Below are 18263 nucleotides of genomic sequence, written 5' to 3' on the forward strand. Positions count from 1 at the left end.
ACATCACTATTCTTTATTGAAAAATATAGTGATGTTTTTAAAGAATTCAAGTTATACATAAGTATGACTTGAGTAAGCTATGCACTCAAAGACGGCATCTTTCTGTTTTTAATTAAAGTCCCATTCCCAGCTTGATAAAGCTTCCTCACACTTACGTGGAGAATTGTTATTAGTTACTGTTGTTCAATCTAGAATTATATCTAACTTCATGTATTAGAATATCGTTCTCCGAATTCCCAGTCATTCTATCAATAAGGCTCGGTTTAAGTAAAATGGTATTTGAATTACTATCTATCTCAACTTCATCACTATAGTTACTAACCAATAAACTAGATAATCCACTACTTAATCCGTTTTTTATTAAAGTAATCATATTCTTATTGGTCGTACCATATTTTATTTTCTCATAAAATTCATCTACAAGAATTCCAAGATCATTTATGACTTCGATATATTTAATAAAAGTGTTATCTAAAAAATCTTGTTCCTCTTTGATACGAACAATCGCTAGATTAACACGCTGAACTCGATTCTTATACCTAATATCTGTCCAGAGTTCTCTAAAGCCCTCTCTTTGCTTATCTCCCCATTTTCCTACAAACACATCTGAATCATTTGATTCTTCAACTTTACTCCAGTACCTAAGAAAACTAGTAATCATCTCTTTATATGAAGCATTCCTAATTCTCCAGTTTAGAAACATTTGATAGAATCGACGGGACTCTTTGTATTCTAGTCTATTCAAGTTGTTATACTTTTCTTCAGCTTTAATAAAGGGTAAAAATAAATCTGCAAAAATATTAAAAATATCCTCAACATTATCAACACTTTTCAGGGGAATACCATCAGCTATGTCCTGCATTAAGTTTTCATTCGTGAGAATATCAATTTCTGTTGTGTTATTCATAAAACATAATTTACCAACTTCAGTTTCTGCATGTCCTTTATTATAATTACTAATTATTCCTGGTTCGAAATTTTCTAAAAATTCATCTGCTTCTTCTTTTTGAATAGAGTTATTTTGAGTAATGTTTACATTCTCAAGAAGTACATTCGTAACCTCATCTTTTATTTTTTTATCTACTTTCATACTATTTTTAATAAAATCATTTATATTTGCGTTTGAAGAGAAGTACTCAGATACTACTAAAAATATCTTAGGTTCCAATTTCTCTAATCTTCCACTATTACGATCAAAAATCTCGCTAAACCTGCATATTCTACCAATAAGATTTTTGAATTGTGCTGGTTTTAAATTACCTCTACCCTTTTTATTATCTAACATGAATAACCTTTCAACAGGCAAGTTAACCCCCTCTAACAAAGTTGAACTTGTGATAACAAAATTCATTGTAGCTTCAGCTGAAAAGATGTGCTCAATATAGTTTCTAACATTATCTGGGACGGAACCATGATGATAAATAAATCCTTTTTTTATACAATCTATTAGGAAATAATCAGAATGCAAGTAATCACTCAATTCCTTACAAGCTTTTCGGATTTGATCAGATTTTATATCTTCAATTCTTGACAGTAGTCTAGCAGCTACTTTTTCTATATCAGTAGGTTTATTCAAGTAGATTAGATTTTTTCGGGTTTTATTTTCTAATATAAATTCGATATCGTCCATAAATTTCTTTGTAGTTTCTAATGTGAAAAAATTATCGATATAGTGATCGTAAATCTTTAGTACACTCCCTAATCTGAAATCATAAATGTAAAATTTCTCAGTTTTTATGTATTCTGTTATTCGAAATGATTCTGGAGAATAGTTTGAATACTTCACTTTTAAATTTGTTTCGTCGATTAGAAAAGGAGTTAAAAACTTAAAAATCACATCACTGTTTCTTTTTTCCAATATTGAGATTGTTGCCGCCAAGAGTACACTTCTGTCGTTATCTTCAAGCAAGTTGTGAGCTTCATCAATAAACACCATATCAAATGATAATGCTGGATTTTTACGTAGTAATCTTAGAAGTCTTTCCTGTGTTAAAACTGCTGTAACATTCTCCTCCCCAGCATTATACATTTCAGGATGAGTAATCACTTTCCATAAATTTTTGATTTCAGATTTAATTAATCGTTGTCTAGTCTGGAATAATAACGCTTTTGTAGGTACTACAATACAAACATTTCCTCTTTCCATACTTTTCAAAGTAGATATTATTAGCTCCGATTTTCCGTATGATGTTGGCGCAATTACAGAAACTGTTTGGTTTATGTTTTCATTAAAAAAAGACAGTAATTCTTTTTGTTGCTCACTAAAATAAACAGACTCATTTTTATAATTTTCTCCATAAGATGAAAAAAAAGAATTAAAGAACGAATCTGAAAGATATGCTTTATATTTCTCGCTATTTTCAATTAATTTCACTATGGGAATTAGACCTTCATTTAAAGCAATGTCATATAAAGGCTTATAGTCTTTAGTCAAATTACAATAGAAAACAATTATTCTGTATCCTAGTCTGGATATATCTGTATTCTTCTCATTAATAAATATAACTGCTAACGATAACAATTTTTGATAGTCACTTTGCTTATCTATTTTTCCTACAAGTAATTTCTCATATAAATCTTTGAAATTTGTATTTCTTAATCTCGTAAGTGTAAGTCCTTTCATGACGCTGCCTCCGATCTTAAAAAATCGATTATTCTTTGATAGGTTCTTTTTTGAAATGAGAAAACTATAACATCCCGAAATTTATTCGCTTTTAAAACTTTCTTAGAAAATTTTTGGACTTCATCTATGCCAATTTCATCAGTAAGACATGAAAATAGTGAAGCGACCAAAATAACATTTTTATTGTTGCTTATAGCATTCTCTTCTGCTACATCGTCTTCAAAATCATAAAGTATCTCCATCACTGCATCTTTTACATCTTTCTGGTCTTCTAAGACTGATTTTGCACCATTAATTGCATTCTCCCAAATTGAAATTTCATTCTCATTCAACCTTTTTTGTAAGTCTCTCTTTGCTGTTCCTAAAAGATCTGATAATGTTTCATTAGAATTTTTGTTTTTATGTATTTCTCCAGACTTGACTTCAGTTATCCATAATTCATTATCTCCGCTTGAATAAAGAACTACATCAAATCCTTTTTTTATGCTTCTTTCTTCAAGATTAAAATATGGAGAAACGCAATTAAATTCAGAAAAATAATTAATTACTAAAATGTGTGTCAATAATTCACCAATCATGCCCATTTGGGTGTCAGGAGCTTTAGTCTCGTATCTCTCTAAAAATTCTGTTAACGTTTTCTCGTATGTATAAGCTTTTCTCGTGGATTTCGCCTTAGCTGAACCATAACAAACTGCTGACAATTCTTTACGTAAAACATCCCCCATATCTTGTGAAAAATTATCGATATGGCACACAGCATAACCTTCTTTTCGTTGAAATCTTATCCCATCTATAACTCGCTCTACACCCAAAACTAACCCTCCTTGATTATAGCAAGTATGTTTTGTTAACCGCTTCATTAGAGCTAGACTTTCTAATAGTTGATATTATTCGACTCTTCTCCTGATTTCCCCTTTTTTTGATACTTTTTCTGCTTCCTTTAAATTTTTAGGTTTTACACAAAACGTGGCGCTTGAAACTAGTGTATGTCTCAAACTGTTAGATGATAAGTACATGGTTAAAATGTATTAGATGAACACTCAATACGAAATAAACAGACACAATCGCAGAGAATTCAAGCCCTGATTACACCTGATAAAGAGTCTTATGAATCAATTGATGTAGGACAGAAAGTAAAAATCACTGCTGATTTTAACTAACAAGAATCTTTGCCACCAATTAGGACGGTTGTGAGTATTAAAAAGTTCAATGAGTAAGTTACTCAATAAAGAAAATCGCCCAACGATAACTTTGCAAATTATTAAAACAAGACCATAATAATTTAAAACCGACATCCAAGACTGAAGGGGGATTATTATGGTCCTTTGTACTCGGTAACACACTTTTCTCACCAAGCCGCTGTTCGTTTTCATGATGCGAACACATTCTATATCCACATATATGAACATTCGTTGTTTTCCGCAATGATTTATGTTTCCCGTTAATGTTTAAATATATAGTTCACTTGCCACCCCCTCAAAAAATCCCCCCCCCCCGAAAGCAAGAAAACCAATCTAGGCTTGCCTTGCTTTACGATTCAAATGTTGTTTTATCGGGAAATGGTCCATTTTCTCTATATAGACATCTTGCCAATCTTTGAGCTGCTCTATCGAAATAAAACTTCGACTCGTTTTTAGCGTTTACTACTGGTTCCACTTCTTGAATGGTTTCCTTCTTTTTATGTAGTTCAATCTTTCCCATGAACTGTTCATTTGGACCAAAACGATAAATAACCTTTTCATCATCTTCATAATCTTTCAACAATAATACAAATGAAGCCATTACACTCCCTCCTATGGTCTCGAAATTCATTATTCTCCTCAGGAGGAGCATACATATCCCTATAGTTCATTCTTTGATTTAACAAAGGATATCAAATCATTTTACTGTAACGAGTTACGATGATGTTTGAAAATTTATTTACTTTCAAAATCTTTAACCTGCTCAATCTTTTGTGCAAAGTCACAAGCATCCTGAAAATCTTTTTTTGTATAAAGTTCGGTTAACTCATTCGCCTCTTCCTGCCAATCGGGTCCATACTGTAAAAGGTAATCGGTAAACCATTCATAGTAGGACAGGTTGGACGGATTCAACAGAATCAATCTTTGATACATCTTTATCACACAAGGGATCGGTAGAAAGAAATGCGTAAGCTCATAATTAATGGCTTCTAATAAATAATCTGAGTTGTTCGTATGATCTATCTCAGATAGCAATTCATTGGACAGAGATTCTACAGTCTCTCTCGTTGTTTTTAATTCTGCCTGGTCTAATTTCGACCAATCCTGGTCAATCAACTGATGCAATTCTTCCACTGTCTTCTGTATAGTCAAGGTAAATGTCCCCTTTATTTTTTATTTTGGATAATAGGTAGAGACCCTTAAAGTACCATCAGGCGTTTGTGTTACGGTATAGCCCATCGTTTTCTCATTTACTTGAATCGTTCGCTCTATCGTTTTAGGAGGTCTAGGCAAATCAATATTTGCCTTATTGGCTAATTCCATATCTTTGAGTATAACGGATTCAATCTGATCCATGGTGCCAATATCTTGAGCATTGCCGGTTCGATGGCCACTTCCACGGTAACCATGTCCACTATTAATTTCTACTTTAGTTCCGTCTATCTCAAAGATACGTTTTAGTGCATCACCTTCCCCTTTAGTCCCAAGTGGCTTCAATTTAACTTCTCCGATATCAGGAGCCTGTCCCGTCACCCCAGAACCACTCTTTTGCTCATTTGTTTTCCTTGCTTCAGCCGCTTCCAAATTCTTTTTAATCTTCGCCACAGCTGGATGAGATGAAGGCAACCGAAAAGGCCCTTTGCCGCCCGGCATACTCCCGCGAACTATCTGAAATGCCATGAATAGTTGGCTAAACTTTAGAGAAGTCAACATCATCTGAGCATATTTATCGGATACAGGCTCGCCTGTGAACGGATCAATTCCCATTTCAAAGCCTTTGATCTGCATCGCAAAAATATCTTCCCCTGACGCTTCAGCAGTTACAGCCTGCATTCGATTAATATCCAAATGCCCCTGATCTCTCTCATAAGCTTGGAGTGCAGACTGATCCGTAACTCCATTCTCGTTGACAGGCATCGACATCCACTTTCCAAAAACATTGACTTGTGCCATCCCATAGCCCTTATCATCCGAACCGGCATAATATCTCGAGGTCTCCATCATCGCTACAGCGCCAACAGTACCAACGGCATTACCCAGACTCACCTTCTGAGCATCAGCATTCTCAAACCGTATGGCGATATCCTTGAGTTCCTTGGAGATGCCCACCATACTCTCCAGCGCCTTCTGCAATACAGGACGTGACCGGGCAAACTCATCATAAAAACGCTCCTGCGTCACACCTAGCCACATCTGCTGAAGGAACATGATCTGTCTTGTGAGATCCTCCCGTATATGCTCCAATTGTTGTCTCGCCTGATCCACTTGATTCGATACGTGATGTAACTGTTCAGGGGTAACTTTAATGGTATTCATCCATTTTCACCGCTCATCTAAAATATGATACTACTATGTTAGCAGAAGTTTAATGGCAATTATATCCGGCTAATCTCCTGATTTCACTGCATGAATCCACGCTCAGAATGATTTATATCCGTTCTTCAGCCCCATACGATCTCTATGTAGGTGTATACATATTCCAGAAGGTTTTCTTTTTACGACTACAGGATACTGTGGCATTTTACTACGACAAGCTGAAAACTTTAACAAATCATAGTATTAATGAAGAAACTTGACTGGTGCCGATAATTAGATGTACTATATGTTTATATATATGGAATATATTACAATTTAAATGCTTATTTTGAAATCTTATATTTTTACCATAAGTATCAGGGCACACCACAACTAAAATATCAATACTTTAAAATGAGTTTACCATTTTGTCTGCAACACATAATCATTGGCAGGCATTCATTTTACATATACATTCCTACTTCATAGAGTCTTCTAGCCTGTAGAGTTCTACCTCCTTAATTTCTTTTTCAGTAAAGAAAAAAGGGGAAGAACCATTTTCTTAAGAAAGGAGGGCAAGAGGCTTTAATCTGCAAGCAGGTCTATTTGTCGTTATCCATATTTTTGTAAAAGAATAACCATAACAAGAAAGGTGGAATTTATTACTATGAAAAAGCTGGTTGGTTTAGCTCTTATTCTTGTTCTCGTACTTTCGTTTAATGTAGCTGCCTATGCAGATGGTGATGTGACTCAACCCAAACCGTTAACAAAGGAAGAAATTATTAATTCCAAAGAATTCCGTGAAGCTGTTGAGGCTGCTAAGGCTGAATTTAAAGCCCAGAAGTCTAAAGATACGGGTGGTCCAGTTCTGTTTGCGCCTGCTCCGAACGTATCTCACATTAATGTATATGGTGTTGTATCTCCTAATGGCGGTCAAGAAATTTACGGCTTCAATAACAACCCGCTCTCCACGACCAATGATCATGGTGGGGCTTGGATTCAGTGTATTACTTTCCAGATCGGTTATGACAGCAGTCACTTCGGCAAACTCGCTGGCAATACAATGACAAACAACTGGTCTGAAGCTATTGATTTGGACGGAGATCGTGTCGTAGACGCTTTTGCCCATTCTTGGGTTTATGAATCCCCTAATACAACAGGCGGGCAATTTGTAGGAACGGTCTATTCCATTAACATCCCAACACAGTGGACCGCTTGGATTAATGTTCGCTAACAGGAAGGATGTAATATGAATATTGGAGGAATTGGCTTCAATCCATTAACTGATGCTGATGGTAAAATTGCAGGTTCCTCCTTGCTCTAGCGACATATGGAGATGGAATACAACCTGATGCTTCGTTATGGTGCTAGGGAAGCCCGTATTCGCATGGACAACGTGTTTGCAGACAAAGATTCCGCCAAGTCTTTAATTCTGGTTTGATGGACACGGATTTGTTGCCAGATCAGGCGCAGGGATATACATCCCCTGCGTCTTTTGTCATTGAGACATTAAAGGGCAGACTTTGTACAAGAACCACCCATTGCACAGCAGGCTACTTTCCCCTCTGCTTGTATGAAAACAAACGTACTCTCGTCGGATCGTTCTTCTGAAAAAGCAAAATTCAACCGATCAAAGTTTCTTACGTCCTTCACATCTGTAATCTTGTGCTCTGCCATATAACGTACCATTTCACCTCTGGCCATTTTAGCCCAGGTTGCCTTTTCAACAAGCTTCCCATTGACCATTTGTCCGAATACACAAGTAATGAAACGGGTTTCCTCACTCAGAAAAGGCAGAATATTTTTGCTATACTCTTTGAAGCCAGATTCAGAATGCAGTTGCTTTCCGATTGAAGCTGATCTGGCAGCTTGCTGCCTCAGAATTGATAGAGTGACTTGAAACCCGGACCTTGAGTTCAGCTCTTCTCGCTAGCAGGTGAAATAATAATCCTTACCATGCTGATTCATCCTTTAATTTAACGTTATATTTTAGACTTTTTAAGTCTACAGCAATGGTTTGATGATTTTGTACCGTGGTGCTTCTCAAAGAACTACAAAATGAACAAACCAGCCCACTAGCGGACTGGCTTGTTCATCAAAAATTAAAGAACGCATCATCAATTTATTATTGTTAGCAAATTAATATTTTTTTGAAAAGTTTCAATTCTCTGCAGAGCGATTAAAACAAACCATTCAAAATATTCATTAGCTTAAAACTTGGACATCACCAAACAGGGAGCAATTCAAATGCTGTTTGTCTGTTCACTTAATTTCTTGCGAAGAACCTTCTACAATATCAATCATATAGACCTTATGCATGCCTAACTTTTCGGTAGTGGTAAGCTTGTATAATTCAGGTTTTTCTGTAGGATCTAATACAGCCCACTGCCAATTGGATCCCGGCCCAGTGGTTAAAGCTATTAACTCTTCAGTGTCCAGATCTAATGGAATGGTTTTCTTTTCAGCTTTACCAGAAACATCTTTTACAATTAAATTAACCTGATTATTTCTCTGTGACATGTTAATTAATTCGATATTGTACTGGTACTTCTGATCAGATGTGTAACTAACCGGATCACTTTCTACTTGATCTGATTTCACCGTATTTTGTAATGCAGTTACAAAAGCCGGAGTACAGAATAACAGTATGAAGATGAACACTCCCCCCACAATCATGGTACTTACACTTAACTGAGAACTCCATTTCCTTATCAGAATTACAATCGAAATCATATTAACAATAAGAGAAGGTATTCCATAGAAAAGCATGATCGGCATACCAACCAAATCTAGTGATTTTTGAAAATTAGACGTCGCCTCAACTAAAAACCAAATAAATACTGATAAATTAATTAATGTAGTGGCAATCCATATAAATTTAATCCAAGTCGACACTCTTTCACCTCCCCATCAGTTATGGAACTCAAACTATCACTATCATTTCAATCTTGACTCGATATATTTCTTCCATACATTAACATTACTATGCATAGAAGAATGATTAGCTATCCCTTGTCCCTTCCAATAAAATTCTCTCTCTTTTTTTGGAAGAATGACCTCGATATTCAATGCACTTTCAAAAGTTCTTCTTGCTTTCCCGCTTTTTTTTATGCTACCGCCATTATTTTGAATAATGTCATAACTATTATACACTTGTATGTGTTGACCAACTGTTGTTGATAGTTGGTATTCACGTACTGGAGTAGCTATTGTTACCAGGGTTTCTACATGAACCCCTAACTTAGCCAAATTGTTGGCTATCATTATGGCTACATTCCCTCCATGGCTATGACCTATTAGTCGGATTGGTTCCTTAGGATTAGATAAATAGTATTTGTATATTCTGTCTGTTAGATCTTTCGCTGCTTCTTCACGAGCCGGAACCTTATTTTTCCCACTCCAACTAAGCCTCGTAACTGACTCGTCTAGAACACCTTCAAGATAACTACGAAAATCTTTTGTCCACGTATCCTTGTCACTAAAAGTCCCATGAATTAACCAAGCCACATGCCCACTCGGATCCACATACTTCAACGGATTATTCAACACATACGAATACAAGTTCAAACTCAACGGATCGTTCAGTTCCCCTTCGTACGTGTCCTCACCGATGAAACGTGCCATGCCTGGATCATACCAGCGTGCTCGCAGATATTGCAGACCTACAGTATCATCCCAATATTCTCCGGCATAGCGAAGCATATTCGGTACGGTTTCTTCCGTCGTTAACGGTCCGCCCCAGATATCATAGGTGTAACTGTTCAGCACTTTGCCTGCATCGTCCACGAGGCCAACGACATCGCCATGACCATTCAACTGGTAGTATTCCAGTTTACCTGTTTGCTTGTCCTGGCGAGCCCATAATTGCCCATACAGATCATAGATATAGGCATATGTTAGCTCAGCTTTTCCAGACGTTACAGTGGCCTCAGCCATGAGTTTGGCTTCTTCATCGTAGTAATAACGAATCGTTTGGTCGCCTTCCGTACGTTCATACAACAGTCCATCTCCATTATAGCTGTAGGTTACCGTTTTGCCTTCACCCGTTGCTTTAATCAGACGATTCTGGCTGTCATACGTATACTGTGCATCCTTTAGACCGTATACCTTACCACTTCCGGTACTGTACAGGTTACCATTCGGGTCATAAGTATACGTTTCTTTTTGCGTGCCCGTTTCGGTCTGAATCCGGCTCAATTCATCGTATGTGTATTGATCGGTTTCCCCGTTCTGTGTACGGGACGTGATGTTTTTATTACCATCATATTCATAGGCGAACTGTTGCACCGCAGATGTCCCTTGAGAGATCGTGATTCCCGACAGGTCATAGCCATTGAACTGGTAACTTGTGCTGAGGCCCTTGCCAAACGACAATTTCTCCAGCAAGCTATTGGACGCATAACTGAATGTCATACGATCCACAGGCGTCGTTCCCGATGCTGCGAGTGCAGAAGCCCCTCCTGAACCCGAGGTAATATCCATGGAGGTTACCCGATTCATGGCATCTACTTCGCCGTGAATGCGCAAGGATTGTCCTTTGGCATCCGTTAAGGTATACCCTAGACGTTGCTGAGTATTGTTTTCGTAATCAAGTCGTGTCCCATCCGGGAACGTCAGTCCGTTCAACATCCCATCTGCTGCTCGATAACTGTACGTGGTCTTTCCATGGTCATCGGTCATCGATGTTCTGCGGCCAATCTCGTCGTACGTATAGGATACATTCGTATCCGGTGCTTTCATACCTGTGAGCATGTTGTCACTGTTATACGTATACTCTGTTACTTTCCCAAGTCGATCCTGTTTTTTAATCAGATTACTTTTCTTATCGTAATATAACGTTGTCGCATACCCGGCTGGACTCGGATGCGTCTGTTTAATGAGTCTTCCCAATTCATCATACTGTTTTGTGACTGTTTGCGTATTCGGTGATACGATCTGTGTCACTTGGCCCTGATAACTGTAGAAATAACGACTTGTTTCTTGCTTCGGTGTGGTTACCGTCGTGATTTGTCCAAGCGCATCATACGTATAGGTCGTTCGTTGACCGTTACCATCGATAGATGCAATTACGTTACCATCGATATCATACTCGGTTTGTTGTAACGGAACATATGCACCATTCCGATATTCTTCCACCGCCGTCACTCGACCAAGTAAATCCTTCTTCTCCCGTGTGCGATTATCAGCAGCGTCCTTATAGGTCACCGTTTGACCCACAGCATCAATATTGGTTGTTCCAGTGGTCCCGTCTGGATACTTTGTCTCTATCGCTTGTCCAAACGCGTCGACTACAAATCTCGTCACATTGCCTTCGGCATCCTCAACAGCCGTTACATTACCTTCGTGGTCATAGGCATATTTGTAAGTAGCCTCAGCCGTCTGCTCTTCTACCAAAAGGCCTAGCGGATTATACCGCTCGGTCGTGACAATGCCGTCTGGTGATGTGCTTGTAATGATGTTCTTAACATCATCGTAAGCAGTGGTTGATTGCGTACCATCAGCATGGACGATTTGTAGAAGTCGCCCTCTCTTATCATACTGATACGATTCCTGTTCCCCGGATGCATCGGTTGTCTTTTCCAGTTCGCCAGCATTCGTATATTGATACGATTCCACGAGGGCTTCTGCTTTACCAGCAGCATCATTCACGGTTATGGATCTGGATTCCACCAAATGCCCTGCATTAGCCTGATAACTCAACGTCACTACGCTGTCTTTAGCTAAATAGCCGCCTTTATCTGTGGTGCTGATGACTCTTCCTTTATCATCCAGCTTCACTTCCGATTCAGTGAGCAACTGCCCGCCGTATCCATTTTTAGTTGTGCTCCGCAGAACGGAACCTTGGCTGTTATAGGTTGTTTCGGTGTATCTCTCCAAGGTACTATTAATCTTGCTGGTCGAACGAATAGGTTTGATCCAGTGATATGGAGCCTTACTCGTTTCATACGCATAAGTGGATTCTTGTCCGGTACTGCGCTTTTCTGAAGTCACCATTCCATTGGTATCATAGGTCATGGTCGTGGTTAGCTTCTCGCCTGCACGTCCACCCTCACTAACCCACTCCGTCATTTGAGTCGGAAGGTTTCGCTTCGTCTGGTTATCGTACTGCAACTCCGTGGAATAAGTCACGTCATCTCCAGTTAACGTGTGCTTATCTGCGCGAACCAAATCTGGATGAGCTGCAGCGCTAAACGTTTTGGAAAACGTCCAAGTATCTGCGGTGTTCTCTGCTTTCACTTTTGTTGTCCATGTTGCGGATTGTCCATAGGAGTCCAGATCTTCTCCAGAGTACTCAAAGTTAACCTTGTCCAGAACGCCTTCGCCATCCGTTGTACTAAACTGGCTCTTGCGCTCTCTTACTTTGAATACAAAATGGGAGGAAGCTTCGCCAATCTGCTTCAGCGCTGGAATATATGCATAATCCGTTATAGCTGATGAAGGGCTTGTAATGCGCGATAGCAACGCTGTATGCATCACACCTTGAGCATTTTGGTTACTTTGCAAGTCAGGCAGGAAATTGAATTTGGATTCCGGATAATAGTACGTATACGTCGTTGTCCGATCGAGAGCATCTGTGTATTCTCGCAAAATGCGAATGCCTTCGTCCTCGCGTTGCGTGTATGTTGCTTTCCGATCCGTTCCTGCAAGCTGTACAGTAACCTTCAGGTTGTCATAAGCAAATGTCAGCGCCTGACCTTCACTGTTTTCAATTCTTGCAATGGCTTGGTTTCCATTCAATGTCGTATAGTGAAAATTCACAGTATTTCGGTAGCCATCTGTAATTTGCAACAGTTCTCCGGCTTCATTAAATAGATAATCGTAGCCATTTCGGATGGATAGACGATAACTGCTAGATACGCCATTAACAGTCACGGTCGCATCTCGCTTAACGGTTAAGTCATTCCATACGTAACCTTCCAGTTCCAGGTTCGCGTTTAAGCGGTAATTGCCCACGCCTGGAATCAGAATATACTGATTATCGCCACGCTTTTCCATGAAAGGAATGTCCCAACGCCAGCCTTGCCCCAATCCAGCAGAAAGTTCTTCCTTGCGTGGCGTAACCTTATTGGAATACGTTTTTGTCGTTTCGTCATATTCAATGCCAAGTTGCCCAGTGGCTCTAGCGCTGTCATAGACGCGTGTCAGATCAAACGGAATGAGTCCAGGTAGAGAAAGGTCAGTACTCTGAATCATCATTTCCCCTGTAGCAGTAGAGATGGACTCCGCTCCATAAGACGTCATATATAGCGATGCGTCATCTCGGATATCGACATGGTTAAGTCCAGTTTCGTCCACGGTCGTTCCCGTACCTGGAGTATCCTCATTAAGAGCATTAATCGAGAAGTTGTTTTGCTGTGATGAACCGGAAGGGCGTAGCCCCTCCATTTGAATCGGTTCGCTTATTTCTTGTGCTTCTAGCCATTTTTCAGCAGCCTCGCCGCCTGTGCGATCTGTCTGTAAAGCTTTATACAACTGGTACAACGAATAACCCTGATCTAGTTTCTTCTCGATCCAATCTTCTTTGATACCAAATTGCTCTTTTAAACTATGGATTGTAAGGTAGGTAGCGGAAGGGAGGGAATCCCTACCTTCTGCCGCCGCTGCTGTTTGTCCTCCATATCCAAAAGAACCGAACCCACTAAGAACCAATATGACGCATAACCAAATAATCGTTATTTTCTTAAACACTCCATCACCTCAACCTAAATTTAGACAATCATTAATTAAATGGAAAAATCTTTTTCGTTCGTTTCGTTAAATTACCGTTGCGATCATACTCAAACACAATTTGATCTCCCGTAAATAGGACAACTTTAAGCAGTTGATTGCCATAGCCGTACTCATAGCTGTTGTCATTGCGAATGTTCATCCACGCTGCTTTTATGGCTCCTTGAATCGGTTTTCCTTCTTTTTCACTTAGCTTGAGATAATAATTCTGTCCACCTTCAAGCTCCCATTCAAGAACGGTATATTGCTCACCATATACCTGTTCTTGCTCTATTGAAGCAGCTACCGGAATGCTCAGTTCCTTATCTGAATACAATTCGATCCGAGGTTCAATGGAAAAATCACCTGATTCCTTTATGGCAATCCGATACTTGTCAGAGCTATACGGACTAAAACGGTAGTACACATTCCCTTGCTGAACTGTCGGAAGCGCCGTCTCTGTGTTTTCATACAAAGTCAGAAACTCCACTTCCACTTCCTTGACCGTAAAGTGCCGATAAGCACCTACAAATTTCAGTGTTTGGGATGACACGTTATGCACCTGAATGTCAGACTTTCCAGGTACAAATTGTCCTCCTGTAGCGTTCTTTCCTTCCTTAACAACAGCTTGATTCTGATTTCGAATAACGTAATCATAGGTTCCTCCTTCTGAAGGAGAACCAACGAGTATAGCCTCATAAGGTGAAGTATTTGAGAACAAGAGCGTGTTATTTGGCGTCAAATTCCGCTTGATAAGTGCAGGCTCCTGACTGGAGCTGGCTGTCACAGGAGAGGTATATTGAATCGTTACAGGTTCCGTAGATACTACGGTAACAACAAGCGTTGCACCTGCTGGAATATCCCATGTTGCATGACTCATACCTTCCACGAAATACAATGCTTTATTAGATTTGTCGTAGACCGTATAATCCACAACGGAGTTTACTCCTGCGATTCGTTCAATTTGAGCAGGTTTTGAATCCGGATTCGTAAATACTGCACTCTGTCCTTGATTGACAGTGATTTCTGTTTCTGGTGAAGGGACTTGATCATCTTGTCCACGGAAAACACGGTAAATCCCACCATACGTTATGGGTTGATCCGAGATGTTGGTAACAACAACTTTTTTACCACCTAGGACATATGCCTCGATCGCTGTTGCTGTTCTACTGCTTGACACTGTTCCATCAACGTTGTAAATCGTGTAATCATACACCCGCCCCTCACTGCTGGAAGCATCATTTCGGACCCTTTTCGAATCTGAGCTTATGTTGGTAAAGGCATAGCTCTCGCCTTTGTTCAACGTTACGCGCAGATAAGCTGGTTCCTGGCTATCCACTACTGAGAAATCATCCGTGTATTCAAATGTTACAGGTGTACTTCCACCTACGGTAACGACGGCTTCACCACCAGAAGGAATGGTAGCGAGACTTACATTGCTATTGAATTTGTCACTATGTGCTCTGCCGTCTGCCTTATACACCACAATATCAAACAGTGCACCTAATTTTTTGGCATTACTCCGTATTGGGTTACTGAGTGAGCCTCCATTATGGAATTTTACCGATTGACCCGGTGATACCGTAATCTTAGTTAGTGCTTCATTTGGTCGATCCTCCACATCAAAAATGGTGTAAATCGCACCTATGGTTACAGGTTGAGCAGATACGCCTGTGATTACAGCTTTATTTCCATAGTAAACAACTGGTTCAACCGCTGTTGCTTTTCTTGTACTCCGTTCTGTGCCATCCGGATAATAGGTGACGTAATCAAATATTCGCCCTTGACTGGTGGATGCATCACTGTCGAGATATTCCCGATCGGTACTGTTATTCCAAAATGTCACGCTTTCTCCCTGTTGAAGTGTTACGCGATGGTACGCAGGTTCCATGCTTTCTTCAACCGAGAAATCATCCGTATAACTAAACTCAATTGGGACTTGCCCAACTACGGTCACGACTGCGTAACCTTGTGAGCGAATGATCGGATTAGTATTTTTGTTGAATCCATCCGAATGAACGACGTTTTCTGCTGTATAAAGAACATAGTCAAAAACGGCTCCATTGGTACTGCTTGCATTGTTTTTTATCGGATTAGCCAACGAACCATTATTACTGAAAATCATAGATTCTCCAGGATATACAGTGATTCGAGTAATCGCATCACCACCGGCTTTTTGGACATCAAATGTCCGATAGGGCACACCATATGTTACAGGCGTTGCTGTAACCAAGGTTACAACGGCGGTTCTTCCTGCTGCTACCGTAGGCTTAGTGGTCGTATTCGTCCCTGTAGAACTTTCCGTTCCATCCGGAAGATAAACAACGTAATCATGCTTATCTTTGGTCGTTCCATCCGTTTGGAGTGCATCGGATTTGGAACTGATATTAGTGAACTGGTAGCTATCTCCCTGATATAGCGTTGTACGCGTATAGGCTGGCTCATCGCTCCATTCACCGGTATAGACTTCATAGGGAAAACCAACACTAACAGGCTGCGAGCCCGCTCCAGTAATAATAATTTCGTTCCCTCCTGCAAGTGAAGGTTTCCCCGTCGTTTCAAAATTGGAAGCTACAAGACTACCATCTTCTTTGTAAGAAGCATAGTCTATTTTCCTGTCCTGAGCCGTCGAAGTATCGGCACTTAAAACTCTTGACTGTGTCCCTTCATTAAAGTATCGATAACTCTCTCCTTTGGATAACGTAACCCTAAGCATGGCAGGGTTAGCTGATACACTGTAGGAAAATTCAGAACGAATTGTCACTGTAAAAGGATTCTGACCCGTCGAGGTGATCACAGCTGTATAACCTGAACCTACTGATAAACTACTAGTAGAGTCCATGTTTTCGCCCATGATGCTGCCATCTGGTCTATAAATAACGTAATCGTACGCACTACTTCTCGAGGTCGCCGCATTCGTACTTAACGATCTTGTCGCACTTCCGTTATTCGTGAACGTATAGGAATCCCCAGGACTCATGGTCAAAGTTTCGTCTGCCATGGCCATTGCTTGAGCAGAGAAAGAGTTCTCCCCGTATGTATCATCAGTAACCGTCGGTTCATCTACTGGTTCTTCGATAAATTCGTTTACACCTTCCGGTTCTTCATAGAAATCCGGATCAATATCTTCCAGATATTCGTTGTCTGTTAAAGCTGATTCCTCCATAGGAACATCAACTTTCTCCACGCTACTCTCAGTTGTTATTATGGCATCCGATTGATTCGAAAGCGCATAACCGCTATTCGGATAGATCGTTCCAATCAACAACAAAGCCATCAGAAAAACAATAAAACCTTTTCTTAAACTCATGGAATTCATATTCCTCCTTTATGTTTTTTCTCCATTTCTTACCTTAAAAGATGTATAAATGGAGCGTAATAAATTATTATCGTCATTTCCCTTATTTTAGGACATAGTTAATTAGTCCCTACTTTAAGGGACTTTTTTCCTTTTATATCTCAGATAACAATTTAGAATATAACCTGTAATATCCTGACACGAATAGAATAATAGATTAGATCTATTTCAAATGCTATTTCATTTGAATTAATCGTCTTTCCTATTAGATTAGAACCTAGATTTATTACCTGAAAAATAAAAAAAGCCGCCAGTTGGCGACTTTTGGGGTGAATAAATAGTTAACATTCTGATATATGATCAGCGGACAACAGGCTACTGTCCCTCTGAATATATAAATACATAAGTACTCTCATCCGACTTCTCTTCTGAAAAAACAAAACCTAACCGATCAAAGTCTCTTATATCCTCCACATCTGTAATCTTCCGCTCAGCCATATATCGTACCATCTCACCTCTGGCCATCTTGGCCCGGGTTGCCTTTTCAACAAGTTTTCCATCGACCATTTGTCCGAACACACAAGTGATCATCTGGGTTTCCTCCTTCAGGAAAGGCGTGATGTTCTTGCTATACTCTTTGGAAGCCAAATTCAGAATACAATTGCTTTCAGATTGAAGCTGATCCGCCAACTTGCTGCCCCAGAATTGATAGAGCGATTTGAAACCTGGACCTTGCAGCTTACCCTGCATCTCCAATCGATACGGGGTAACGCCATCCAAAGGCCGCAACATGCCATAAAAACCGGATAATATGCGTAAATGCTGTTGAAGATACGCCAGTTCCTCATTTTGAAAAACACCCGGTGCCATATATTGATACTGAATGCCCTCGTAGGCATAAATGGCTGGCGTAAGATTTGCTTTTATATTCATATTCTGAATCCGCTCCACGTTCTGTTCAGCGATTGCATCGTTACACTTCCACATCACTTTCAGTTCGTCATAGGATAACTTTTGAAGCAGACTCAATAGCTGTTCTGACTCGTTTATAAATTGCGGCATCTGCGCGATAGCCATCAAATCGGTATCGATCTTCATCTTTTTAGCTGGTGATATGATAATTCTCATCGTGCTAATCCATCCTTAATCTACCGTTGTT

At 39.6% G+C, this 18263-nt stretch carries 11 protein-coding genes; 1 reads left to right on the forward strand and 10 read right to left on the reverse strand.

Annotated features, from left to right (window positions below; translation table 11 throughout):
* Nucleotides 1-169: 169 nt before the first annotated feature.
* From AB4111_RS15205 to AB4111_RS15225, 5 genes are all read right to left on the reverse strand, one after another.
* Nucleotides 170-2623 (reverse strand): DEAD/DEAH box helicase, encoded by a 2454-nt coding sequence (locus tag AB4111_RS15205; RefSeq protein ID WP_442032231.1) that lies wholly within the window; start codon nucleotides 2621-2623, stop codon nucleotides 170-172.
* Nucleotides 2620-3435, reverse strand: coding sequence for a hypothetical protein (locus AB4111_RS15210; protein WP_442032232.1), 816 nt, complete (start codon nucleotides 3433-3435; stop codon nucleotides 2620-2622). Before AB4111_RS15210 ends, AB4111_RS15205 begins: the two co-directional genes overlap by 4 nt.
* Before the next feature lie 718 nt (nucleotides 3436-4153).
* Nucleotides 4154-4405 carry a hypothetical protein gene (locus tag AB4111_RS15215; protein WP_442032233.1) on the reverse strand — a complete coding sequence of 84 codons (252 nt, stop codon included), beginning with the start codon at nucleotides 4403-4405 and terminating at the stop codon, nucleotides 4154-4156.
* A gap of 134 nt (nucleotides 4406-4539) precedes the next feature.
* A complete protein-coding gene (locus AB4111_RS15220) occupies nucleotides 4540-4956 on the reverse strand; it encodes a hypothetical protein (protein ID WP_442032234.1) in 417 nt (138 codons plus the stop codon).
* A gap of 21 nt (nucleotides 4957-4977) precedes the next feature.
* Nucleotides 4978-6120 (reverse strand): WXG100 family type VII secretion target, encoded by a 1143-nt coding sequence (locus AB4111_RS15225; RefSeq protein WP_442032235.1) that lies wholly within the window; start codon nucleotides 6118-6120, stop codon nucleotides 4978-4980.
* A gap of 646 nt (nucleotides 6121-6766) precedes the next feature.
* Between AB4111_RS15225 and AB4111_RS15230 the strand changes: the two genes are divergently transcribed.
* Nucleotides 6767-7333 carry a DUF4879 domain-containing protein gene (locus AB4111_RS15230; protein ID WP_442032236.1) on the forward strand — a complete coding sequence of 189 codons (567 nt, stop codon included), beginning with the start codon at nucleotides 6767-6769 and terminating at the stop codon, nucleotides 7331-7333.
* 275 nt (nucleotides 7334-7608) lie between these two features.
* Here the strand turns inward: AB4111_RS15230 and yaaA (AB4111_RS15235) are convergent, their stop codons facing one another.
* The 5 genes from yaaA (AB4111_RS15235) to yaaA (AB4111_RS15255) all read right to left on the reverse strand — a co-directional run bounded on the left by yaaA (AB4111_RS15235) (nucleotide 7609) and on the right by yaaA (AB4111_RS15255) (nucleotide 18232).
* Nucleotides 7609-8019: a peroxide stress protein YaaA gene (gene yaaA, locus AB4111_RS15235; RefSeq protein WP_442032771.1), complete on the reverse strand. Its 411-nt coding sequence runs from the start codon at nucleotides 8017-8019 to the stop codon at nucleotides 7609-7611.
* 342 nt (nucleotides 8020-8361) lie between these two features.
* On the reverse strand, nucleotides 8362-8994 hold the full coding sequence (locus AB4111_RS15240; protein ID WP_442032237.1) for a hypothetical protein: 633 nt from the start codon (nucleotides 8992-8994) through the stop codon (nucleotides 8362-8364).
* A 42-nt stretch (nucleotides 8995-9036) separates the two neighbouring features.
* Complete coding sequence (locus tag AB4111_RS15245) at nucleotides 9037-13788, reverse strand: RHS repeat-associated core domain-containing protein (RefSeq protein ID WP_442032238.1); 4752 nt, start codon at nucleotides 13786-13788, stop codon at nucleotides 9037-9039.
* 31 nt (nucleotides 13789-13819) lie between these two features.
* Nucleotides 13820-17116, reverse strand: a complete 3297-nt coding sequence (locus AB4111_RS15250; RefSeq protein ID WP_442032239.1) for a hypothetical protein — start codon at nucleotides 17114-17116, stop codon at nucleotides 13820-13822.
* Between the two features lie 363 nt (nucleotides 17117-17479).
* Nucleotides 17480-18232, reverse strand: coding sequence for a peroxide stress protein YaaA (gene yaaA, locus AB4111_RS15255; RefSeq protein ID WP_442032240.1), 753 nt, complete (start codon nucleotides 18230-18232; stop codon nucleotides 17480-17482).
* Between the last annotated feature and the right edge of the window lie 31 nt (nucleotides 18233-18263).

Origin of the sequence: Paenibacillus sp. 2KB_22, from assembly GCF_052115745.1 — a bacterium.
Classification (GTDB): Bacteria; Bacillota; Bacilli; order Paenibacillales; family Paenibacillaceae; genus Paenibacillus.

Excerpts from the sequence above, each read along its gene's own strand:
- AB4111_RS15205 (WP_442032231.1), bottom strand. The coding sequence starts at position 2,623 with ATGAAAGGACTTACACTTACGAGATTAAGAAATACAAATTTCAAAGAT.
- AB4111_RS15215 (WP_442032233.1), bottom strand. The coding sequence starts at position 4,405 with ATGGCTTCATTTGTATTATTGTTGAAAGATTATGAAGATGATGAAAAG.
- AB4111_RS15225 (WP_442032235.1), bottom strand. The coding sequence starts at position 6,120 with ATGAATACCATTAAAGTTACCCCTGAACAGTTACATCACGTATCGAAT.
- AB4111_RS15230 (WP_442032236.1), top strand. The coding sequence starts at position 6,767 with ATGAAAAAGCTGGTTGGTTTAGCTCTTATTCTTGTTCTCGTACTTTCG.
- AB4111_RS15250 (WP_442032239.1), bottom strand. The coding sequence starts at position 17,116 with ATGAGTTTAAGAAAAGGTTTTATTGTTTTTCTGATGGCTTTGTTGTTG.
- yaaA (WP_442032240.1), bottom strand. The coding sequence starts at position 18,232 with ATGAGAATTATCATATCACCAGCTAAAAAGATGAAGATCGATACCGAT.